The organism is Bacteroidales bacterium (assembly GCA_016707785.1).
In the GTDB taxonomy this organism is placed as follows: Bacteria; Bacteroidota; Bacteroidia; order Bacteroidales; family UBA4417; genus UBA4417.
This window is the reverse complement of the sequence record JADJGZ010000004.1, coordinates 17,957-36,257: the sequence shown is the minus strand read 5'-3', so window position 1 is coordinate 36,257 and position 18,301 is coordinate 17,957. Positions and strand designations below refer to the sequence as shown.

Annotated in this window: 19 protein-coding genes; 15 read left to right on the top strand and 4 right to left on the bottom strand. The window is 41.2% G+C overall.

The genetic code is table 11. The features are described 5' to 3' along the window. Positions 1-93: 93 nt before the first annotated feature. Positions 94-513 (bottom strand): DUF3788 domain-containing protein, encoded by a 420-nt coding sequence (locus IPH84_03600; GenBank protein ID MBK7172320.1) that lies wholly within the window; start codon positions 511-513, stop codon positions 94-96. A gap of 264 nt (positions 514-777) precedes the next feature. Here IPH84_03600 and IPH84_03595 point away from each other — a divergent pair, with 264 nt between their 5' ends. Beyond that, positions 778-3,102: a T9SS type A sorting domain-containing protein gene (locus IPH84_03595; GenBank protein ID MBK7172319.1), complete on the top strand. Its 2,325-nt coding sequence runs from the start codon at positions 778-780 to the stop codon at positions 3,100-3,102. 72 nt (positions 3,103-3,174) lie between these two features. On the opposite strand, the gene IPH84_03590 is transcribed toward IPH84_03595, so the two are convergent. From IPH84_03590 to IPH84_03580, 3 genes are all read right to left on the bottom strand, one after another. Then, positions 3,175-3,612, bottom strand: coding sequence for a nucleoside deaminase (locus IPH84_03590; GenBank protein ID MBK7172318.1), 438 nt, complete (start codon positions 3,610-3,612; stop codon positions 3,175-3,177). A gap of 136 nt (positions 3,613-3,748) precedes the next feature. After that, positions 3,749-4,168: a hypothetical protein gene (locus tag IPH84_03585; protein ID MBK7172317.1), complete on the bottom strand. Its 420-nt coding sequence runs from the start codon at positions 4,166-4,168 to the stop codon at positions 3,749-3,751. Between the two features lies 1 nt (position 4,169). After that, positions 4,170-4,577, bottom strand: a complete 408-nt coding sequence (locus IPH84_03580) for a glyoxalase/bleomycin resistance/extradiol dioxygenase family protein (GenBank protein ID MBK7172316.1) — start codon at positions 4,575-4,577, stop codon at positions 4,170-4,172. A 432-nt stretch (positions 4,578-5,009) separates the two neighbouring features. Here IPH84_03580 and IPH84_03575 point away from each other — a divergent pair, with 432 nt between their 5' ends. From IPH84_03575 to IPH84_03510, 14 genes are all read left to right on the top strand, one after another. Further along, positions 5,010-7,487: a phenylalanine--tRNA ligase subunit beta gene (locus IPH84_03575; GenBank protein ID MBK7172315.1), complete on the top strand. Its 2,478-nt coding sequence runs from the start codon at positions 5,010-5,012 to the stop codon at positions 7,485-7,487. 534 nt (positions 7,488-8,021) lie between these two features. Continuing rightward, on the top strand, positions 8,022-8,945 hold the full coding sequence (locus tag IPH84_03570) for a hypothetical protein (GenBank protein MBK7172314.1): 924 nt from the start codon (positions 8,022-8,024) through the stop codon (positions 8,943-8,945). 52 nt (positions 8,946-8,997) lie between these two features. Next, entirely contained in the window at positions 8,998-9,858 is an 861-nt protein-coding gene (locus IPH84_03565; protein ID MBK7172313.1) for a T9SS type A sorting domain-containing protein, read from the top strand. Between the two features lie 169 nt (positions 9,859-10,027). Next, positions 10,028-10,306 (top strand): hypothetical protein, encoded by a 279-nt coding sequence (locus IPH84_03560; protein ID MBK7172312.1) that lies wholly within the window; start codon positions 10,028-10,030, stop codon positions 10,304-10,306. 521 nt (positions 10,307-10,827) lie between these two features. After that, positions 10,828-11,166: a TfoX/Sxy family protein gene (locus IPH84_03555; protein MBK7172311.1), complete on the top strand. Its 339-nt coding sequence runs from the start codon at positions 10,828-10,830 to the stop codon at positions 11,164-11,166. A gap of 290 nt (positions 11,167-11,456) precedes the next feature. Further along, the gene (locus IPH84_03550) at positions 11,457-11,894 is read left to right on the top strand and encodes a hypothetical protein (protein ID MBK7172310.1); all 438 of its coding nucleotides are present in this window, start codon (positions 11,457-11,459) and stop codon (positions 11,892-11,894) included. Between the two features lie 375 nt (positions 11,895-12,269). Continuing rightward, entirely contained in the window at positions 12,270-13,163 is an 894-nt protein-coding gene (locus IPH84_03545; protein ID MBK7172309.1) for a DUF1566 domain-containing protein, read from the top strand. Between the two features lie 160 nt (positions 13,164-13,323). Next, positions 13,324-13,755 carry a DUF4440 domain-containing protein gene (locus IPH84_03540; protein MBK7172308.1) on the top strand — a complete coding sequence of 144 codons (432 nt, stop codon included), beginning with the start codon at positions 13,324-13,326 and terminating at the stop codon, positions 13,753-13,755. A gap of 474 nt (positions 13,756-14,229) precedes the next feature. Next, on the top strand, positions 14,230-14,670 hold the full coding sequence (locus tag IPH84_03535; protein ID MBK7172307.1) for a hypothetical protein: 441 nt from the start codon (positions 14,230-14,232) through the stop codon (positions 14,668-14,670). Positions 14,671-14,830: 160 nt separating this feature from the next. Next, positions 14,831-15,400, top strand: a complete 570-nt coding sequence (locus tag IPH84_03530; GenBank protein MBK7172306.1) for a Crp/Fnr family transcriptional regulator — start codon at positions 14,831-14,833, stop codon at positions 15,398-15,400. A gap of 95 nt (positions 15,401-15,495) precedes the next feature. After that, entirely contained in the window at positions 15,496-16,137 is a 642-nt protein-coding gene (locus IPH84_03525) for a hypothetical protein (GenBank protein MBK7172305.1), read from the top strand. Positions 16,138-16,491: 354 nt separating this feature from the next. Next, positions 16,492-16,971, top strand: coding sequence for a nuclear transport factor 2 family protein (locus tag IPH84_03520; protein MBK7172304.1), 480 nt, complete (start codon positions 16,492-16,494; stop codon positions 16,969-16,971). Between the two features lie 57 nt (positions 16,972-17,028). Further along, complete coding sequence (locus tag IPH84_03515) at positions 17,029-17,418, top strand: DUF1398 domain-containing protein (GenBank protein ID MBK7172303.1); 390 nt, start codon at positions 17,029-17,031, stop codon at positions 17,416-17,418. Between the two features lie 185 nt (positions 17,419-17,603). Continuing rightward, positions 17,604-18,065, top strand: a complete 462-nt coding sequence (locus tag IPH84_03510; GenBank protein MBK7172302.1) for an OsmC family protein — start codon at positions 17,604-17,606, stop codon at positions 18,063-18,065. The last annotated feature ends 236 nt before the right edge of the window (positions 18,066-18,301 follow it).

Sequence of the window (18,301 nt, the reverse complement as noted above, 5' to 3'; positions counted from 1 at the left end):
ATATAATGATCATCTATTTACTTCTAAACAAACTGTTTATCAGTATATTATTTAAGTTCTCAGTTTAAAAAATATTGAATGAATACGGAACGATTAGTGAGAGAGTTTAATCTTTATCAATTCCTGTATATCAGGGAGGATAGCAGCATCATAAACAGCTAATCTGATACCTCGTCCTTCTGCATACACTCTTGCTGTGGCTAGTTCTGTTCTGATTTCTGCAGCCAATTCACTAGTCAGAATGAGGTCAGTAGCCTTTTGTCCGAAAACAAAAGCTGCCATAAAAAACTTTTCCCTGGGCAGCAGATAGATGATTGCCCTTTTTTTATCCTTTACCCGGAAACCCCAGCCATATTTTGCCCCCGGAAAGCTCCATTGATCCTCTGCGGCAGGGTATTGTTCATGGACATATTCTCGTAACGCAGTCCAGAGTGGGTATGTGTTCTCTAATACTTCTGCCAACTTTTGTTCGGTTGGAGGATGTGATTTGTCGAAAAAAACACTGGTTTCCATTAACGTAGTCTATTGAGGTGGAAATTTCAGATAAAACTCATGCTAGTAAAAGTAAGAAAAGGTTCGTTTGTCTTCTTTCCTTTATGATGTATTCCTGATGACCGTCGGGTATTTTCACATTGCAAAACCTTTTCTACCGTCAGATGTTTGATTCAGTGCCGGATTATACCTGTTCAACCGAAATTTATTCCAGTAAAGCCAAAAGTTTTTTATCACTCTTAATGAACCTCATAAGTTTGCAATCCATCAAATAAATATTTCCGTATGAAAAATCTACTTACCCTTATTCCATTCCTTTTTCTGCCTTTTGTTCTTTTGGCGCAATCCAAACCAGAATATTCCTGGCGCTATTACCGTCCGGGAAATACCGGGATCCAGGGTGATGTCGCCACTTCCCTTTGGGTAGATGAAAACGGTGATCCTTATATTGCTGCTAACACCGGGGATTGGGGAGAGGGTGGAGTAGCTAAATTTGATCAGTCGGAGAATAAATGGATTAATTATTCAAATGTGGATTACCAGGTCATGGGTTCATTTGATAATGGGGATATTCAGCTTCATGATATTGTTGAAGATTATAATCATAACCTCTGGATGGGATCCTTTACCGGGGCGCTAAGATTTAACCCTCAAACAGGGATCTCTTCAATGCAGAATTTTGGGATGTCCAATTCTGATCTCCAAGGTTTCACCATGGATATCGACCTTGCACCCGACAGCTCTATCTGGTTCACTAGTGGAGCTTTGGTTCGCTATGATCCAACATCTGATGACTGGACTTCCTGGGAAGGGTCCAATGTCCGTATTGCTGTCCAGCCCAAGCCTGATGGAAGCTACCTGGTTTGGTCAGCAGATACCTATTTTGGTTCTGTCTTCACTTTTAACAGTGCCACCCAGACTTATACTAATTATACCCCGGAAGCCATTGGTGATATCGCCGGCCTTCCTGGTAAAGATTGTGTAGATGATGCCGGGAATTTCTGGGCCTTGAGGATGTCAGACAATGGGAACTGGGAAACACTGGAATATCAGCGCCCGGATGGGACATGGGTATATCCAACCCCTCCCTATGAAAATATTAGCTATTATATTGATGCCTTTAAAGCCTATGGCGATGGGAAAGCACTGCTGGTGACCGCAAATGCTGAAACCTGGATGTTCGATGGTACAAACTGGAATAATTACGGCACTTGGGAACCAAATGTTACTTCATATTCAGTTGATACTGATGATCAGGGAAATGTATGGGTATGTGGAGCAACAGGGGCTGCCAAAAGAGATTTTAACACCGGCTCCTGGCAGAGGTACAGGATTACCAATACCTCCCAAATAGATTATTTTGTTGAGGACCTTACCATCGACGGACAAGGAAATGTATGGTTCTGTGGGAATGCAGGAAGCGGTGTAGGTGGATTTCAGAAATTTGACGGCTCCCGCTGGACAGGCTTCAACCCTTATACCTATGGACTTGGTTATCCTTTTCCTTTTGAAGCCGACAATACACAGGCAATCTATGCCAGGCCTTCGAATGGGGATATCGTCATTAACCCGACTTTCCATGGAATACATGCATGGGATGGCAGTAGTTTCAATGCTTTGGAGGATTTTATGACAAGTTCGGAAGGATTTGTCGAAGGTTCAGATGGTAAATTATGGAGTATCGGGGAATACTACAGTCTCCGATATTATAATGAGAATAACGCGCAATGGATTTCAGTTCCTATCGTGGGCTGGGGAAGTAAAGTAATACCGGACCCTGCAATTCCAGGGAATATATGGGCTCTTACGGATTATGAAATATTACGTACCGATGGAAATACGACATTGTCACTGCCTATTGAGAATTTTCCCGGTTCAGCCGCCTGGTTTACCGGAATTGCCGCAGATCAGAATGGGATTATGTGGACTGGCACCTGGTCGCAATTCACCAGTACAGGAAGCACATTGATACGATATGATGCCAATACAGGCGATTATCAAACCTGGTCGTATGATGAGGGCTGGCCTTTCCCGGGGGAACATGTCCGCCCACTGACCATTACACCTGATGGACGCCTGTGGATGCAATATGATTCTGAATATCCTTCTACCAATTCCGGTATCTTATGGTATGATGGGGTAACAGTAGAAGCTTTACCCTCATCACCCGGTGGAGTGCCACAATGGGGCGGATTACCCAACAGCACGATCAAAGACCTTGAAGTTCGTCCGACTGCCAACGGCTATGAGTTATGGATGAGTTGCCTGGGCAGAGGAATTGCTGTTTTAGATGTGGTTACAGGCACGGTAGGCGTTCAGGAATCTGTCAGCACCCGGCCGGAATCTTCAATGACTGCAATGCCTAATCCTGCAAGTGAAAAGGTTGATATCAGCTTCCTTTTAAAGACTTCAGGAAAAGCAAAATTATCAGTATATGATATCCAGGGACGACTTGTTAATGAACTATTAAATGATTCCAGGGAAAAAGGGCTGAATACAATCCATTGGGACCTGCTCAACCAGTCTGGCAGCATGACAGGCAAAGGGATTTATGTTGCCAGGTTATCGGCTGACGGAAATACAGAATCCATCAGGATTGTTGTCAGGTAAATAAATGATGCATTTCAGTGATCGCCTCAGGTGCATCACTGAAATGCAGTACAAAGAGTAAACAGGGAGTGATTACACCCCAATGTCCTCATTCCACAATTCTGGCTTTTCAATCATGAAAGTTTCCATCATGCTGATACATTCTGGACTATCGACAACGGTTACTTCCACTTGATGAGCCTTCAGGAGTTCTTCACCACCCATAAAGCTTCGGTTTTCGCCAATCACCACTTTTGGAATCCCATAAAGCAGAATCGCTCCTGTGCACATTGGACATGGGGATAAGGTGGTATAAAGGGTGCATTCCCGGTAAACAGAAGCCTTTTGCCTGCCGGCATTTTCAAGGGCATCCATTTCGGCATGCAGCACAACACTGCCTTTTTGTACCCTTTGATTGTGGCCCCTTCCGAGTATCCTGCCTTTATGAACCAGTACCGATCCAATGGGAATACCCCCTTCTGAAAGGCCTGCTTTTGCTTCAGCTATTGCAGCTGATAAGAATTCATCCATGGTTTAATGGGATTGTCTGTAATTAAAACAAATATACCAGAAATTAGAATGAAAGGGATCCACGAATCCGCCAATTCTTATAGTCCGGGCGCGACTCCAAGTCGCACCCGGACTAAACCCGGACTACCTGACAGGTTTATTTTTTTGAGGATCTCATCCCGAAAAGCTGTTTCAGGTTGGGATCGGAAGCAAAGGCATCATATTCCGGGCTACCTTTTGGAATGAGGGCTACCTTTCCTTCGGCATTGTGATGAATGCCCCATCCATATGTTTTTACCAATGGTGAACAGCGTAAACAGGCTTGTCCTTTCGAGAAGTACTGCTCCCATTCCCGGCCGAAATCTGAATCAGGAACCTCTTTTTTGAGGCTATGCACCCTGAATAAGACTTCATCAGATGTAAAAGAATATGGATTCTTCAATATCAGGTCCAGTTCAATGGTGGCCACAGTCATCTGTCCGGGCTTTTCCGGCGGGACTATTGCTTCCGTTGCTTTGCTATCTTCCGAAACCTTTATAAAAGTGTTGTAATAATTGGTTGAATGTTGATTCTCCATGTTATGCAGTTGGGAATTTACTCATATCCATATAAAAGAATTCCCAGTTATGACCATCGGGGTCTTCAACGGAACGCTGGTACATAAAATCCATCACCATCGCCTCACGGCTTTCATTGCCACCGGCAGCCAATGCTTTGGTAACCAGTTCATCAACCTTTGCATTGCTTTCCATTTCTAGGGATAGAATGGCTGCAACCTGTGACCTGGTATTGCAAATGTCTTTATTAACAAACTGGCTGAATTTCTCATGAGTGAGTATCATTACATAGATTTCTTCACTTACTACCATGCAGGCAGCAGTTTCATCCGAGAACTGTGGATTGTTTTTAAAACCAATGGCTTCATAAAAAGACATTGCCCTTTTCAGGTCGGATACAGGCAGATTGACAAATATTTTTGGGGACATATAGCTCAATTTTTGGATAATATTTTAACCATTAAAGGATGTTTTTGTTCTGACAAGAAAAAAGTCCACGAATCCGTCGATTTACAGACGAATGTCCCACGAATATACACGAATAATTTCTTTGTCATTTACAGACTGTCTTCTTTGAGAATCTGTTAGAAATAATCTAAACTAAAAGCCCTCCCAAACGGAATTTCCAAATTCTCAAATTCTCACCTCTCCTCATCTCCTCATCTCCCCTCCCAGCTCCCGATCTCCTCATCTCCTCATTTTCAAATTTCTAAATTTCTAAATTTCTAAATTGTCGAGCCAAAGGCTTCCCTTCGGGAAATTGTCGAAAAGGCTTCCCTTGCCGAATTGTCAAATTGCCGAATTGCCAAATTAGCACATTTCCCTAAAAACCCTACTTTTGCACTCATAAACCATTGAATCATGAAAATCTCCTGCAACTGGCTGAAAGAGTATATCCCCACCCCGTTAGACCCTGTTGAAATCGGCCGTATCCTCACCGACTGTGGCCTTGAAGTGGAAGCATTTGAGGATTTTGAGTCTGTTAAGGGAGGATTAAAGGGCGTGGTGATCGGACATGTGCTCTCCACCAGCCGCCATCCAAACGCCGATAAACTCACCTGCTGCAAGGTTGATGTCGGGAACGGGCAAGTACTCGATATCGTTTGCGGGGCACCTAATGTGGCACCCGGACAAAAAGTGCCTGTGGCAACAGTTGGAACTGTTATCTATAAAGGAGAAGAATCATTTACGATCAAAGCATCTAAACTCCGGGGTGAACCCTCAGAAGGCATGATCTGTGCGGAAGATGAACTCGGACTGGGTGATTCTCATGCCGGCATTATGGTATTGGATGAAAATGCCACCATTGGGATGCCTGCTGCCGAATATTTCAGTGTCAGTACCGATACTGTTCTTGAAGTAGCCATCACGCCAAACCGTTCAGATGCCGCTTCGCATTTCGGTGTTGCCCGCGACCTGGCCGCAGCCCTTAAAAACAGGGAAACCCAGCATGCCACCATTCCCTTTACCAAACCGCTTATACAATGGGACAAAGTGCCCATCGGTCATACCAAAGAACTGCCCATTAGCGTAACTATCGAAAATCCTGAAGCCTGTAAGCGGTACTCAGGATTGACGCTTACCGGGTTGAAAGTACAGGAATCACCGGCCTGGCTAAAGGACCGGCTGAAGGCTGTCGGACTAAGGCCTATCAACAATATCGTGGATATTACCAATTTTGTCCTGATGGAAACCGGGCAACCCCTGCATGCTTTTGATGCTGCTGAGATTGCCGGAAACCAGGTGATAGTGAAGAAATTGCCTGCCGGGACTAAGTTTATCACCCTCGACGGAGTGGAACGTACCCTGGGAGCCGACGACCTGATGATCTGCAATTCCGTTGAAGGCATGTGTATCGGAGGTGTCTTCGGAGGAGAAAAATCAGGTGTAACTGAAAAAACAACTTCCATCTTCCTGGAGAGTGCCTATTTCGATCCTACCCATATCCGCAAAACCTCTAAGCTGCATGGATTGAAAACCGATGCCTCCTTCCGTTTCGAAAGGGGCACCGATCCCAATATGACCATTTATGCGCTTCAAAGGGCAGCGGTTATGATGATGGAGATTGCAGGCGGAAGTCTGTCATCCGATATCGTGGATGTTTACCCGGTGAAAGTGGAAAACAGGGAAGTAGAAGTCAGCATTCAAAGGATGGAAGCACTGATTGGTAAAGCAATTGGGCGTAATACCATCAGGGAGATACTGGAATCGCTTGATATTGAAATAATGGCTGAAACAGCCGAAGGATTCACGCTGGCAATTCCCCCTTTTAAAGTGGATGTGGAGCGCGAAGCAGATGTTGTGGAAGAAGTACTGCGTATCTATGGTTATAATAATGTGGAAATGCCTACTGCTGTGCATTCCTCCCTCTCATACAGCCACAAGCCTGATCCGGAAAGGGTACAGAACCTGGTGGCTGATTTCCTGTCAGCAAACGGATTCAACGAAATCCTAACGAACTCACTGAGCAGTTCCGCCTATTATGAGAAATCAGAAGCCTTCCCCATTGATCAATGTGTGAAGATCCTGAATCCCCTCAGCCGTGACCTGGAAGTGATGCGCCAGACTCTACTCTTCAGCGGCCTCGAGTCCATTTCCTATAACCTGAACCGCAGGCAGAATGACCTTAAATTCTATGAATTTGGTACCGTTTATTCAAGAAATGCAGGTCAACCCGCTGATGCCAAAGTGACAAAGAAATTCACAGAAAAGAAAAAACTGGTCATCTACCTTACCGGTAAGCAGGAAAATGAAAGCTGGTACAGGAAAGAACAGACCGTAGATTATACCTATCTTAAATCATTTGTATTCTCAGTATTCCGTAAGGTTGGACTGGGATTATGGAAACTGCAGCCGGCAGAAGCTGATCAGCGGATATTCTCAGCAGCAGAGGCTTTCACATTAAACAGTAAGCCGTTGGTTAGTATGGGTAAACTCACAGCATCGGTGCTGAAATCCTTTGATATCAAGCAGGATGTTTATTATGCCGAAATCGACTGGCTGTCTTTATTGAAAGAGGTGAATCCCGAGAATGTGAAGTATAGTGAGGTTCCCCGATTCCCTGAAGTCCGCCGCGACCTGGCCCTGCTGCTTGATCAGTCTGTTACCTTCGCTTCTGTCGAAAGCCTTGCTTACCGTGTGGGTAAAGGACTGCTGAAAGCTGTGAATCTCTTCGACGTATATGAAGGCGATAAAATTGAAGCCGGTAAAAAGTCTTATGCCATCAGCTTTATCCTTCAGGATACACAAAAAACCCTCACCGACCAGGAAGTGGAAAAGATGATGAAGCGGCTTGCCGAAAGCCTTGAGAAAGAACTTGGGGCGCAGGTGAGAAGGTAGGTTAATTCGACAATTCGACAATTGGAAAATTCGACAATTCGACAATTTAGAAATTTGAGATGAGGAGATTAGGGGATTAGGAGATGTGGAGATGTGGAGATGAGGAGATTAGGAGATGTGGAGATGAGGAGATGCCCTGAAGGGGAGCCTTTGTTTTTGATTTCGGATTTTTGATTTCGGATTTTTGATTTTGGGATTTATGGACTTTATCCCATACCCCTAATTCTTCTGTATTATTACAAGTTGTTGAATTAAGAGAATTAATCCGTCCGTCAGCTGACGGATCCGCGTAGGAATCCGCGTCATCCGCGTTCCATCCACCGCACTTAAGACTTGGGACTTGAGACTTGGGACTTGAGACTTGGAACTTTAGACTTGGAACTTTAAGACTTGGGACTTGAGACTTGGGACTTGAGACTTGGAACTTGGGACTTGGGACTTTAGACTTGGAACTTAGCAAGTCGTTTACCCAGGTGAAACTATTTTGTATATTTGATCTGCTAACATATATGTTTTAATTATTATTCCATTCAGATGAAATATTATCTCCTCTTTGCGCTGGCCAGCCTTTTATTTTTCGTCTGTAACGCCCAGCCCACAAGGGTTCCGGTTTCGACTCACCTGGAAAACAAAGCCTTTCCTGTAAGCAGGACAAGTCCTCAGCTTTTCCCCGAAAACCTGCTGATGAGCCCTGCCGGACCACTCAGCTTTATGGAAGATACCATAGGGACTACACGCTACGACCTACAAACCCTTACCGGCAGCCCCTCCGGACGCTTTATCGGCTTCCCCGACGGAACCCTATCAGCTGTCTGGACCATGGGACACTCAGCAACTGCATACAGCGACCGGGGAACCGGGTATAATTACTTTGACGGCCTTTCATGGAGGCCCATACCTGAACAACGCATTGAAACTGTCAGGACCGGCTGGCCTTCCATTGCCCGCTGGGGTGAGAATGGAGAAATCATCGTTAACCACCGGAGCGGAACTACGCCTTTACACATGATCACTTCTGTACAAAAAGGCTCCGAAATATGGACAGAAAGCGATATCCCGAAGCCGGAAGAGGTTAGCGGATTCCTCTGGCCACGAATGGTGACTTCAGGCACTGATCACCAGCTGGTGCATATTTTTGCCCTCTCCGCACCCACTGGCAACGGGGGACTCGTCTACAAAGGCATGAACGGAGCCCTTTTGTACTATCGCTCCACTGATGGGGGAAATACCTGGGCCGATCTTGCTGTGCAACTGCCAGGGATGGATACTGCCGACTTTCTTGATTTCAATGGCGACTGTTATGCTTTCGCTGAACCACAGGGTGACAAACTGGCTTTCATGGCGGGCAGCTGGGAGCATGACCTGTTTGTTATGACCTCCAATGATGCAGGTGCAAGCTGGCAAAAGACTGTAATATGGGAACATCCTTATCCCAAAATGGAATGGGGAAGAGGCTGATACCCTTTATTGCCCCGATGGAGCCCTGCATTGTGCCTTTGATGCCAGCGGGATGCTGCATGTGGTTTTCGGGATTACGAGGCTGTATGCCGAAGAGGGTGAATGGTACCGCTTCCCGTTTGTAGATGGAATCGGTTACTGGAACGAAAATATGCCTGCCTGGACAGGAGGCGATCAGTTCAATGCCCTCGACCCCGACCTGCTTTACAACCAGGGAGCATTGATAGGCTGGATGCAGGATGTGAATAACAATGGAAGCATTGACCTCGAATATGAAAATTCACAGTTGTTTGCCGATTACTGGCTGGGCGCTTCCTCTTTCCCCCAGTTGCAGTTCGATGCACAGAACCGTGGTTTGCTGGTATACTCCAGTCTTACCGAAGGATATCATTACCAGGGATACGATTTCAGGCATCTCTGGGCCAGGGCTTTTTCCTATGATGGCATCAGCCTGCTTCCCTTCCAGGACCTGCAGGATGATCCTGTTTTGGGTTACAGGGAGAGTCTTTTCCCCGTCCTGAACCCTTATTCCGACCCACAGTACTGGTACCTGATCTTTCAACAGGACAGATTTCCCGAACTCGGGAATTCCATTATGTGCTATATTGACTGTTTAAAGGTTTCGAAACTACTGAATGAGATCCCTGGAGCAGAGGCTCCAATAAGTTTGAGCCTGCAGCCCAATCCCTGCCTTGAGCAGGCAACTCTGCAGTTTGAGCTGACAAGCCCGGGAGTAGTGCAAATTGAGATCTTTTCAATCCAGGGTGATCAGGTATATTCCCATCCTTCAAAATCCTATGCCAAAGGCCATCACTCCTGTATGCTGGATGTTTCCGGACTTCCTGCCGGGATGTATTTACTCAGGTTCCAGTCGGGTGGGCAGGTAAGGATGGTGAAGATGATGCATTTGTGAGGGTAGGCAGATTTATTCTAGCAAACATCTAGCAAAGTAGAATCAGGAAGATAAAATTGAGTAAGTAAAGTCCATGAATTAGTATCCTTGAAGGTGAACTTTTAAGTTAATAAAGTAGATTAATTGCGGATATTTAGACGTTGTGCCTAATGCATAAAAGACAGCAACCATGAGATATTTGATTTTTTTGATTGTAATTCTTTGTTCTTGTAATATCAAACAAGATAGCAATGTGATTGCACAGACTCTGTATCAAGATTCACTTGTTTATGGATTAGTACAAAATGACTTTTTAATATTCACAGATTCTTCAAAAATTGATTCTGTAAGACAATCTTTTATTAAGGACGGATATATTTTTAGCTCAGAGATTAATAGGTATGTTCATATTGATGCTGAGGAAAGCAAGATTGAAGGTTCATTTGATTTTTTTGAAAAAATGACTTGACAAAATTCTTAAAAAAAGAGGATTAGAAATAACATTTTCTACTACGGAAAATTTTGAGAAATTACATGAGGTAATGATTAATAATAAAAGGTTCAGTTTATATGATGAAAAGAACCTTTCTGATTACAGTTTCTGGGAAATAGGTACTCGCAGATTTTTCAAAGCAATAAACCAGGAATTCAGAAAAGAGCAAATCAATGCGAATTGATTTTATAATATAGGGGGAAATGTACCTTTAGAAGCACATTCCTATTGACTGATAAACAATTTGAGTTAATTGAAAAAATTAATGAAGGAAGCACTAAAGAAATTCCTTATAAACCATAGACGAAAAATGCACTATGCACAACAAACGCAATATCATATGCAGGTTTTTGTGGCAGTTGATACATTTGAAATCTTTATATACATTTCCCGAAAAATCGGGACCGGTGTGCTGGCAGGCAATTGAGCAACAAGTTTAATCCCGCACTTGCCTTAGCATCAGCCGTTAACAACAGAACACCCTAACACCTTCGAAAATGGCCTATAATGAGAAATTAGCTGACCGCATCCGTGAAGCCTTACAGGATTTACCCGTTATTGAAGAAAAGCAGATGATGGGCGGACTGGTTTTTATGGTGAATGAAAAGATGTGTATAGGTGTTATCAGGGATGATATGATGTGCCGCATCGACCCTGAGATTCATGATGAACTGGTGGAAAAACAAGGCTGCCGCACCATGGACTTTACCAAACGCCCGATGAGGGGCTATGTGCTGGTGGATGATTCCGGAATGCGCACGCAGCAGGATTTTAATGATTGGATCCGGCTATGCCTTGATTTTAATCCGAGGGCGAAAGCATCGAAGAAAAAGTAAGGATTTGAAGATGATGAATGACTTTAATAGGTATTTTTAAAGGGTGTTAGTAAGGAGTTAACCCGATTGTTTTAATTATAAGTCAACAAGGGGTGTAAATTTATTCCTCCCCGGTATTGAAGTTTTAAGCAATAAATAATGTGCAATAAGCAATAAGCTTAGTATATAAGGCAAGATAGGGTGTTTATATGAAATGCGGATATATCGAGATATGAGAATGTAAGATGAAATTGGGGAGGGGGAGTTTCGGGTATATATATGTTTGTAAACAATTGCAGAAATTTCGATAAATGAAAGCTTTACCAATATTATTGCTAACTTTTTTAGGGTTATCCTTATGTTCATTTTCCTTTGGACAATCGCTTACTTTCCCAAATTGGCTTCAAGGAGTCTACTCAAATATTTACGAGAGTAATTCAAAGAATTTGGAGACTTTAATTATATCAAAAGATAGAGTAATTGTAGGATATGGATTTGGTGGATTTAAAAGAAAAAACCAGGAAAATCTTTTTAAAAAATATAAGAATTATAGAATAATAGAAGAAGTAAAAGATAGTACCATGAGAATAGAATTCATACAAGGAGTTAACTCAATCCTATACGAATTCAAATTACAGAAGGTTTATTATGAAGAGAAAACTGTACTTACTTATTCAATAAAAGAAAACGGAATAGTAATAAAAGAACACAATACCTCATGTAACGTGGTATTAGTGAAGCAAGAATAGCAACTGTTTACAACAGCGGCTAAGCAAGGTGGGTTTTCCAGCCGAACTTAGCCCACCACAAAACCCACCTCGCCTAGCCCGGGAACGCTACCGCCAATGCTGACATGTGTACTAAAAACAGGTACAAAACACATAGCAATTATGTAAAAGAATGATGGAATCCTGAAACGATACACCGAGGGCTTGAAATTGAAAAAATTTAGCCGAATTTAGAGACTCTTTAATAATCCTGCTTCAAAAAGAATTCAACCTCTACTGCATTTTCGGAAATTTAAACAGGCTCTTAGAACAGGAAAATTTTCATAAAGACATGTGTCCATTCTATAAGACCTGCGCCCATCAGTAACCTTTCTTCCGATAGTAATAAACAAGTACATGAAAAAGCGATATAATATTTTTACTTTTCAGTTCATCCTGATAATTACCCTGTTATCATATTTGAGTAGCTGTGAAACAGATCAATCCACACCTATTGCCCAGAAACCAACTTTAACTACAGCAGCGATTTCGGATATAACTCAAACTTCTGCAATAAGTGGAGGCAATATAGTAAGTGATGAAGGAGCCGCCATTACAGCAAGAGGGGTTTGTTGGTTTACTAAACCCAATCCAACTATAGCCAATTTTAAAACTTCCGACGGAATTGGTGACAGCGCTTTTACAAGTAATATAACTGGCTTGCTCCCCGGTAAGTTGTATCATGTTCGGGCTTATGCTGTAAATTCAGAAGGCATCAGTTATGGGCCAGATAGAGCGTTTACAACAATTTCATCATCATCGTTATCTATTGGCGATACATATGAAGGAGGTATTATTTTCTACTTGCGTGGAACCTACCCTGACCAGTTTGGACTTGTTTGTGCTCAATACGATCAGGGTGCAGGAGTCCCCTGGTATTCTAAAAGTTATATTTACTATGGTACAACAAATACCGGTATTGGTTCCGGGCAAACGAATACCCGCTCCCTTGTCGATAGGCTGGGAAATGATTACTATGCTGCTAAGTATTGTGATGACTTGGTTTTGAATGGTTTTGATGATTGGTTTTTACCTTCCAGGGATGAATTGGGCCTAATGTATACCAATTTGAAAATAAATGGATTGGGCAATTTTACTAAGCTGAACTATTGGAGTAGTTCAGAGTGTGATTATTTAAGTGCATATACTCAGTACTTTAACTCTGGCTTACAGAGTTGCAATAATAAACTTCATAGTTATTCTATACGAGCCGTCCGGATTTTTGGAGTTATAGAGGAAGACCCTGACTGACGGGTAACGGCACACAGTTCTCTTCATGTGAATATTCCCAAACAGTATTCAGTATAACCTGGCAGGAAAGTGCTTTGATATCGGCAACTAACCATATCCTCAAACTTTAGCAGTAATTTAAAAATAATAAAAAATGAAAAGACTTAACTCCATAATTTTAATGATGTTTTTTACAACGATATCATTCGGTCAGGTTTCAAATGAAACCGACAAAACACATATTAAAAATTTAGTAATTGAATCTTTTGACGAAATATGGTCTAAGTTAGATTCTAAAAACATTGATAAATACTACACCAAAGACTTCCTGCTTTTGGAAAACGGAGAAGTTTGGAATAACGATTCTATTAAAAATTATTTGGATAATGCCATACTTCGGAAACCGAATCCAAAACGAATGAATACAATTGAAATTATTGAAATTAAGATCGCAAACAAAATGGCATGGATTGCATACCAAAACTATGCGACATTCTCAACTGATAATAAAATCATTAGAAAAGCTCATTGGTTAGAAAGCGCAACGGCAATTTTAACAGAGAATGGATGGAAACTGGAAATGCTTCACTCAACCCGAATTAAAAATGAATAAAACTTACTGCTAGTCAAGTAAACGGCCCCGCCAGCTTAGACTGACGGGCCTGACTGCTTCATGCACAGGTATGTTTCTGGTCCCTGGCTGAGGGTATCCGGTTTCTCCATTTAATGACGTATTTCTTCTCCTTTCCAACAGTTGATTGAACCCTTTACAATAACGCAGCGTGTTGAGAACTAACAGGAAAAACCTTTTGCTTCCATAAACCGCCTGAACCGAATTTTCAAAAGTTTCATCCTTCCTGTTACCGATTTCCTTAATTTTATACTTAATCTTAACAAGTTTGCCCCAAAAAAAAGCCTTCGGATCGAAGCAAGGCTTTTTAGATTCAGTGATACTGAGCATGTTCCATACAGGAAAATTCACAAACCTAATCAGCCGAAGTATAAGCAGGTAATCGGATTAAAGGCCAAACTTGGGTTAGGTTTTTAGACGAACTGACGTTATGGGCAAGCAAAAAATAGTACAAGCATGAGATACTGGTTAGTAATAACATTAACTATTTTGAGCTGCAGAATATCTGCTCAAACATACGAGATATCAACTACCGATAAATCAAACCAAGACTATTATCCTTGGATTACCTTTCTAAGTGAGGGTGAAACAAGTTGGAATTCTGATGATGAAACAGGATTCGCTTACCGGTTGATTATTACAACTTCTGAGATATATAATGATATTCTTATCGAAAAAACTTCATGTGGAAGTGAAGGAGGAAATAAAACAATTCTTTGGAGAAGATTAATTAATACTGATGAGTTAATAAAGGCATTAAATATAGAAGGAGAATTCTCAGATGTCACTTTTATAAATTGGATATCCTGGGATTCTTTTCAACTAAAAATAAGTGATAAGAAAATACAATTTGAGGACCTTGAATCCAAAGATATTAAAATCAAAAAAATAGAATAATAGCCTGTCCATAACTGCCACCTACCTGCCACCAGGCTTTCGCTCGTGCTTCTCTTGAAAACAATTACTAAATTCGTGATCTGTGCTTCCCGGGAAGCCGGTTGAATACAAGCCTGGCAACGATCTATTTCATTATCATAGAACCTGAAATAATAAAGTAATGGAAAATGAAATAAAAAACTACCTTTCAAAATATATTCCAATTACAAAAGAATTGGAGAATGAACTCAGTAAAATTGATTTTGTAAGGGTCTATCCGAAAGGAACCCTTCTGCTGGAAGAAGGGAAAATTTCAAATGAATGCTATTTTATCATCAAAGGCTGCATCAGAAGCTTCTACAATAAGGATGGAGAAGAAAAAACAACTGAATTCTTTACAGAAGAAGAGGCTGTAATCCCCTCAGCGTATGGAAAACAGATTTCTTCAGAGTATTATATTGAGTGTATGGAGGATACTATTGTCGGCGTAGGTACTCCTGAACTGGAAGCTGAAATGTATCAGAAATTTCCCCAGATAGAATCATTAAATCGTGCTTTAGGTGAAGTTATCATGGCAAAATACCAGGATACACTGGCCGAATTTAAAATGGCTTCGCCTGAGGAAAGATACCTGGCCTTGTTGAAAAACAGACCTGATTTAATCCAAAGGGCACCCCAGCATCAAATAGCCAGTTACCTGGGAATTAAGCCCGAATCTTTAAGCCGGATTCGTAAAAGAATCCTGAAATAAATTTCAGCTGCATTTCTTAACTTAAGTCAACGAATGAGCCTGTAAAGTCACTGTAATTTTGGTTGAAATTATTGTTCAACTTTATTTACTGTAAAATGAAAACAACAACAAAAAGAATCACGCTGGCAATATTATTTGTCTTATCAATGATGAGTATGTCCGGACAAACCCAAACGAACCAAAATTTGGGAACATCCACAGAACGTAAATTTTCCCTCAGTACTACTCACTATTCATTTTTAAATTTTGAAGAAGAAAAAACAAACACGCATCATTACGAATTTCACTTTGGGTATAAACTGACTCCAAAAGACAGAATTGGAATCAAGGTAGCTACCTGGAAAATGTTTGCCCCGATGGGGATGCCTATGCAGGAGCAGCTTAAGTTCAATGAGGGTAATTTCTACCCCGGCAGACTCAGGGAAAGTGGAATAGGACTTACTTATCAGCGTATGCTGTGGAAAGGCTTATTTGCCACTGTAGAAGTTTTACCCCAATTGAAAACATACACTGACATCAATGATAAGAAGATTGGAAACGGCTTCAAGTTATATACTTCTTATCATCTGGGGTATCATGTTTCCTTTTTCAGGAACAGGGTCTATATAGAACCTCAGGTTCATTGCCAGTACTGGCCGATTGACACCAATACACCTGAAGCCTTTAAAGAAAAAGAAAGTAAGTGGAATAACTACTTTCTTTTTGAACCTAATCTGTATATCGGGTTTAAATTCTAAAATAATTTGAATTTAAGTCCCAGAAATTTAGACCGGATTAGCGATTGCCGTTTATAAAACTAAAAAGCCGTAATTTTAAATATCTGCCAGAACTCTTAACACGCTACAAAGAGTCTGGCAGCCGCCACCGCAGCACCTATCGCTACAGTCAATCCTATGCTTTTTTTGATCCCCCGGATTTCATTATTGAACCAATAATTGTTAAAGTTCAAAGGCAGTAAGATCATAGTGATTTTATCCAATTATTAGTAAAAATTCCGATTTGCAAATTGAACCTATTACTAAAACATTATTGGATTGGAATTGTTGGATATTTACTGAGCTATAAATTACATGATTTTAAAAACAATCACTATGAAAAACCTGGTTATGATTTCTTTATGTTGTGTAATTTTTGGGTGCAATCAGGGACCTGAAAATTCTGGCGAAAAGATGCAACAATCCCAATCAGTCAATATTGATTCATTGATGATGGAATTCCTTGCTGGCTGGAACAACCATGATTCTGCCGCAATAATGAACACTATTGCCGACAATGCAATAGTAATGAATGATTCATTAATTCACTCGGGTACTTCTGCAATTGCGCAAAATTGGGTTAGTGGCGGAGTTAAGGTTCTTAGTAACATAAAAACAAATTCTTTAATCAAAGAAACCAATGAATCAATAGCCTATAATGGCGGAACCTACAGTCTTGACCTGACTCCCCCGGGAGGACCTGTTCTTAAAGAAAGAGGGAATTATAGCCTTGTATGGAGTAAACAAAAAAATGACGAATGGAAGTTAACTCTTATTCATATTGAGGATATCACCCGAATGCCTGATATAAGGTAATAAGCATCTTTATTAACAAGGTATTTTTGAACATAATAATAATGATTAATAACTGATATGTTTACCATAGATGATATCAAAGCGGCCCATAGCAATGTGAAATCCGGGGCAGACTTTCCTGCATATATTCAGGATATAAAAAAATTAGGGGTAACACACTATGAAGCTTATGTCACCGATGGCCATACCGACTATTTCGGAGCAAATGAATATAAAACCTCATCGGTTGCTAGGTATGATAGCTTAAAGATTGAGACATCACCTGGTATTGAACAATTCAAAGCTGACTTACTTGCTCACCAGCAGGGAAAGACGGATTATATGACCTTCTGCAGCGATTGCGCAAAATCGGGTATCGAAAAATGGGTGGTTAGCCTGGATAAAATGATCTGTACCTATTATGATTTAGCCGGAAAGGAATTGCTGGCAGAACCGATTCCGGAATAAATAAATGCCTGCAGCTGTCTGTATCGGAATTTTAGCCATTGACTAATGCTCAGTTAGTAATCAATCATTGTAAAAAATAAACATGTGGCAACCCTAAAAAGATATGACATGATGAAGCTTTGGGTAACACCCAGGCGCACTTTCTTACCGGGCATTTAAAAAGTACAACAAATAGTTAAATGATGATTAAAGAACATTTATACCAATTGGCAATTAAATGGACTGGTAACACCGGAAGTGGAACTCTTGATTATCGGTCTTATGAAAGGAGTTATACCATTCAGGCTGAAAACAAAGTCGGTATTTTTGCTTCTTCTGACCCCGTATTTCGTGGTGATAAGACAAAATATAATCCTGAAGAATTATTATTAGCCTCGCTTTCGGGTTGTCATATGCTTTGGTTTCTGCACTTGTGCGCTGAAAGTGGAATTGTTATTACTGATTATATTGATAATCCAGTTGGAATATTGAGTGAAACTGAAAACGGTGGAGGGAGATTTAAAGAAGTAATTCTTAATCCGGTAGTCACTATTGAGAATATTGATCTGGCTGGCAAAATTGATGAGTTACATCAAAAAGCTAATGAACTTTGTTTTATAGCAAATTCAGTTAATTTTAAGGTGAAACACAATGCAACAATTAGATAGGAGTAATCCAACCGTTAATAAGTTGATTGAAGTTGACAAAAGAATAAAATGAGCAACATCCCATTTCAGACTATAGACTGGACATCAATAGAAAAAGTTGTATACCTGGGAGAATCCGGAATAGCATACTGGCAGACAGAATCCAGAAGCTTTGTTCCATAAACCAGCCAGATTGAATGAGGCAGAACTGTCCCCAATCCTTTTCTTTTACGGTTTCTGGACAGGACCCGATTCTT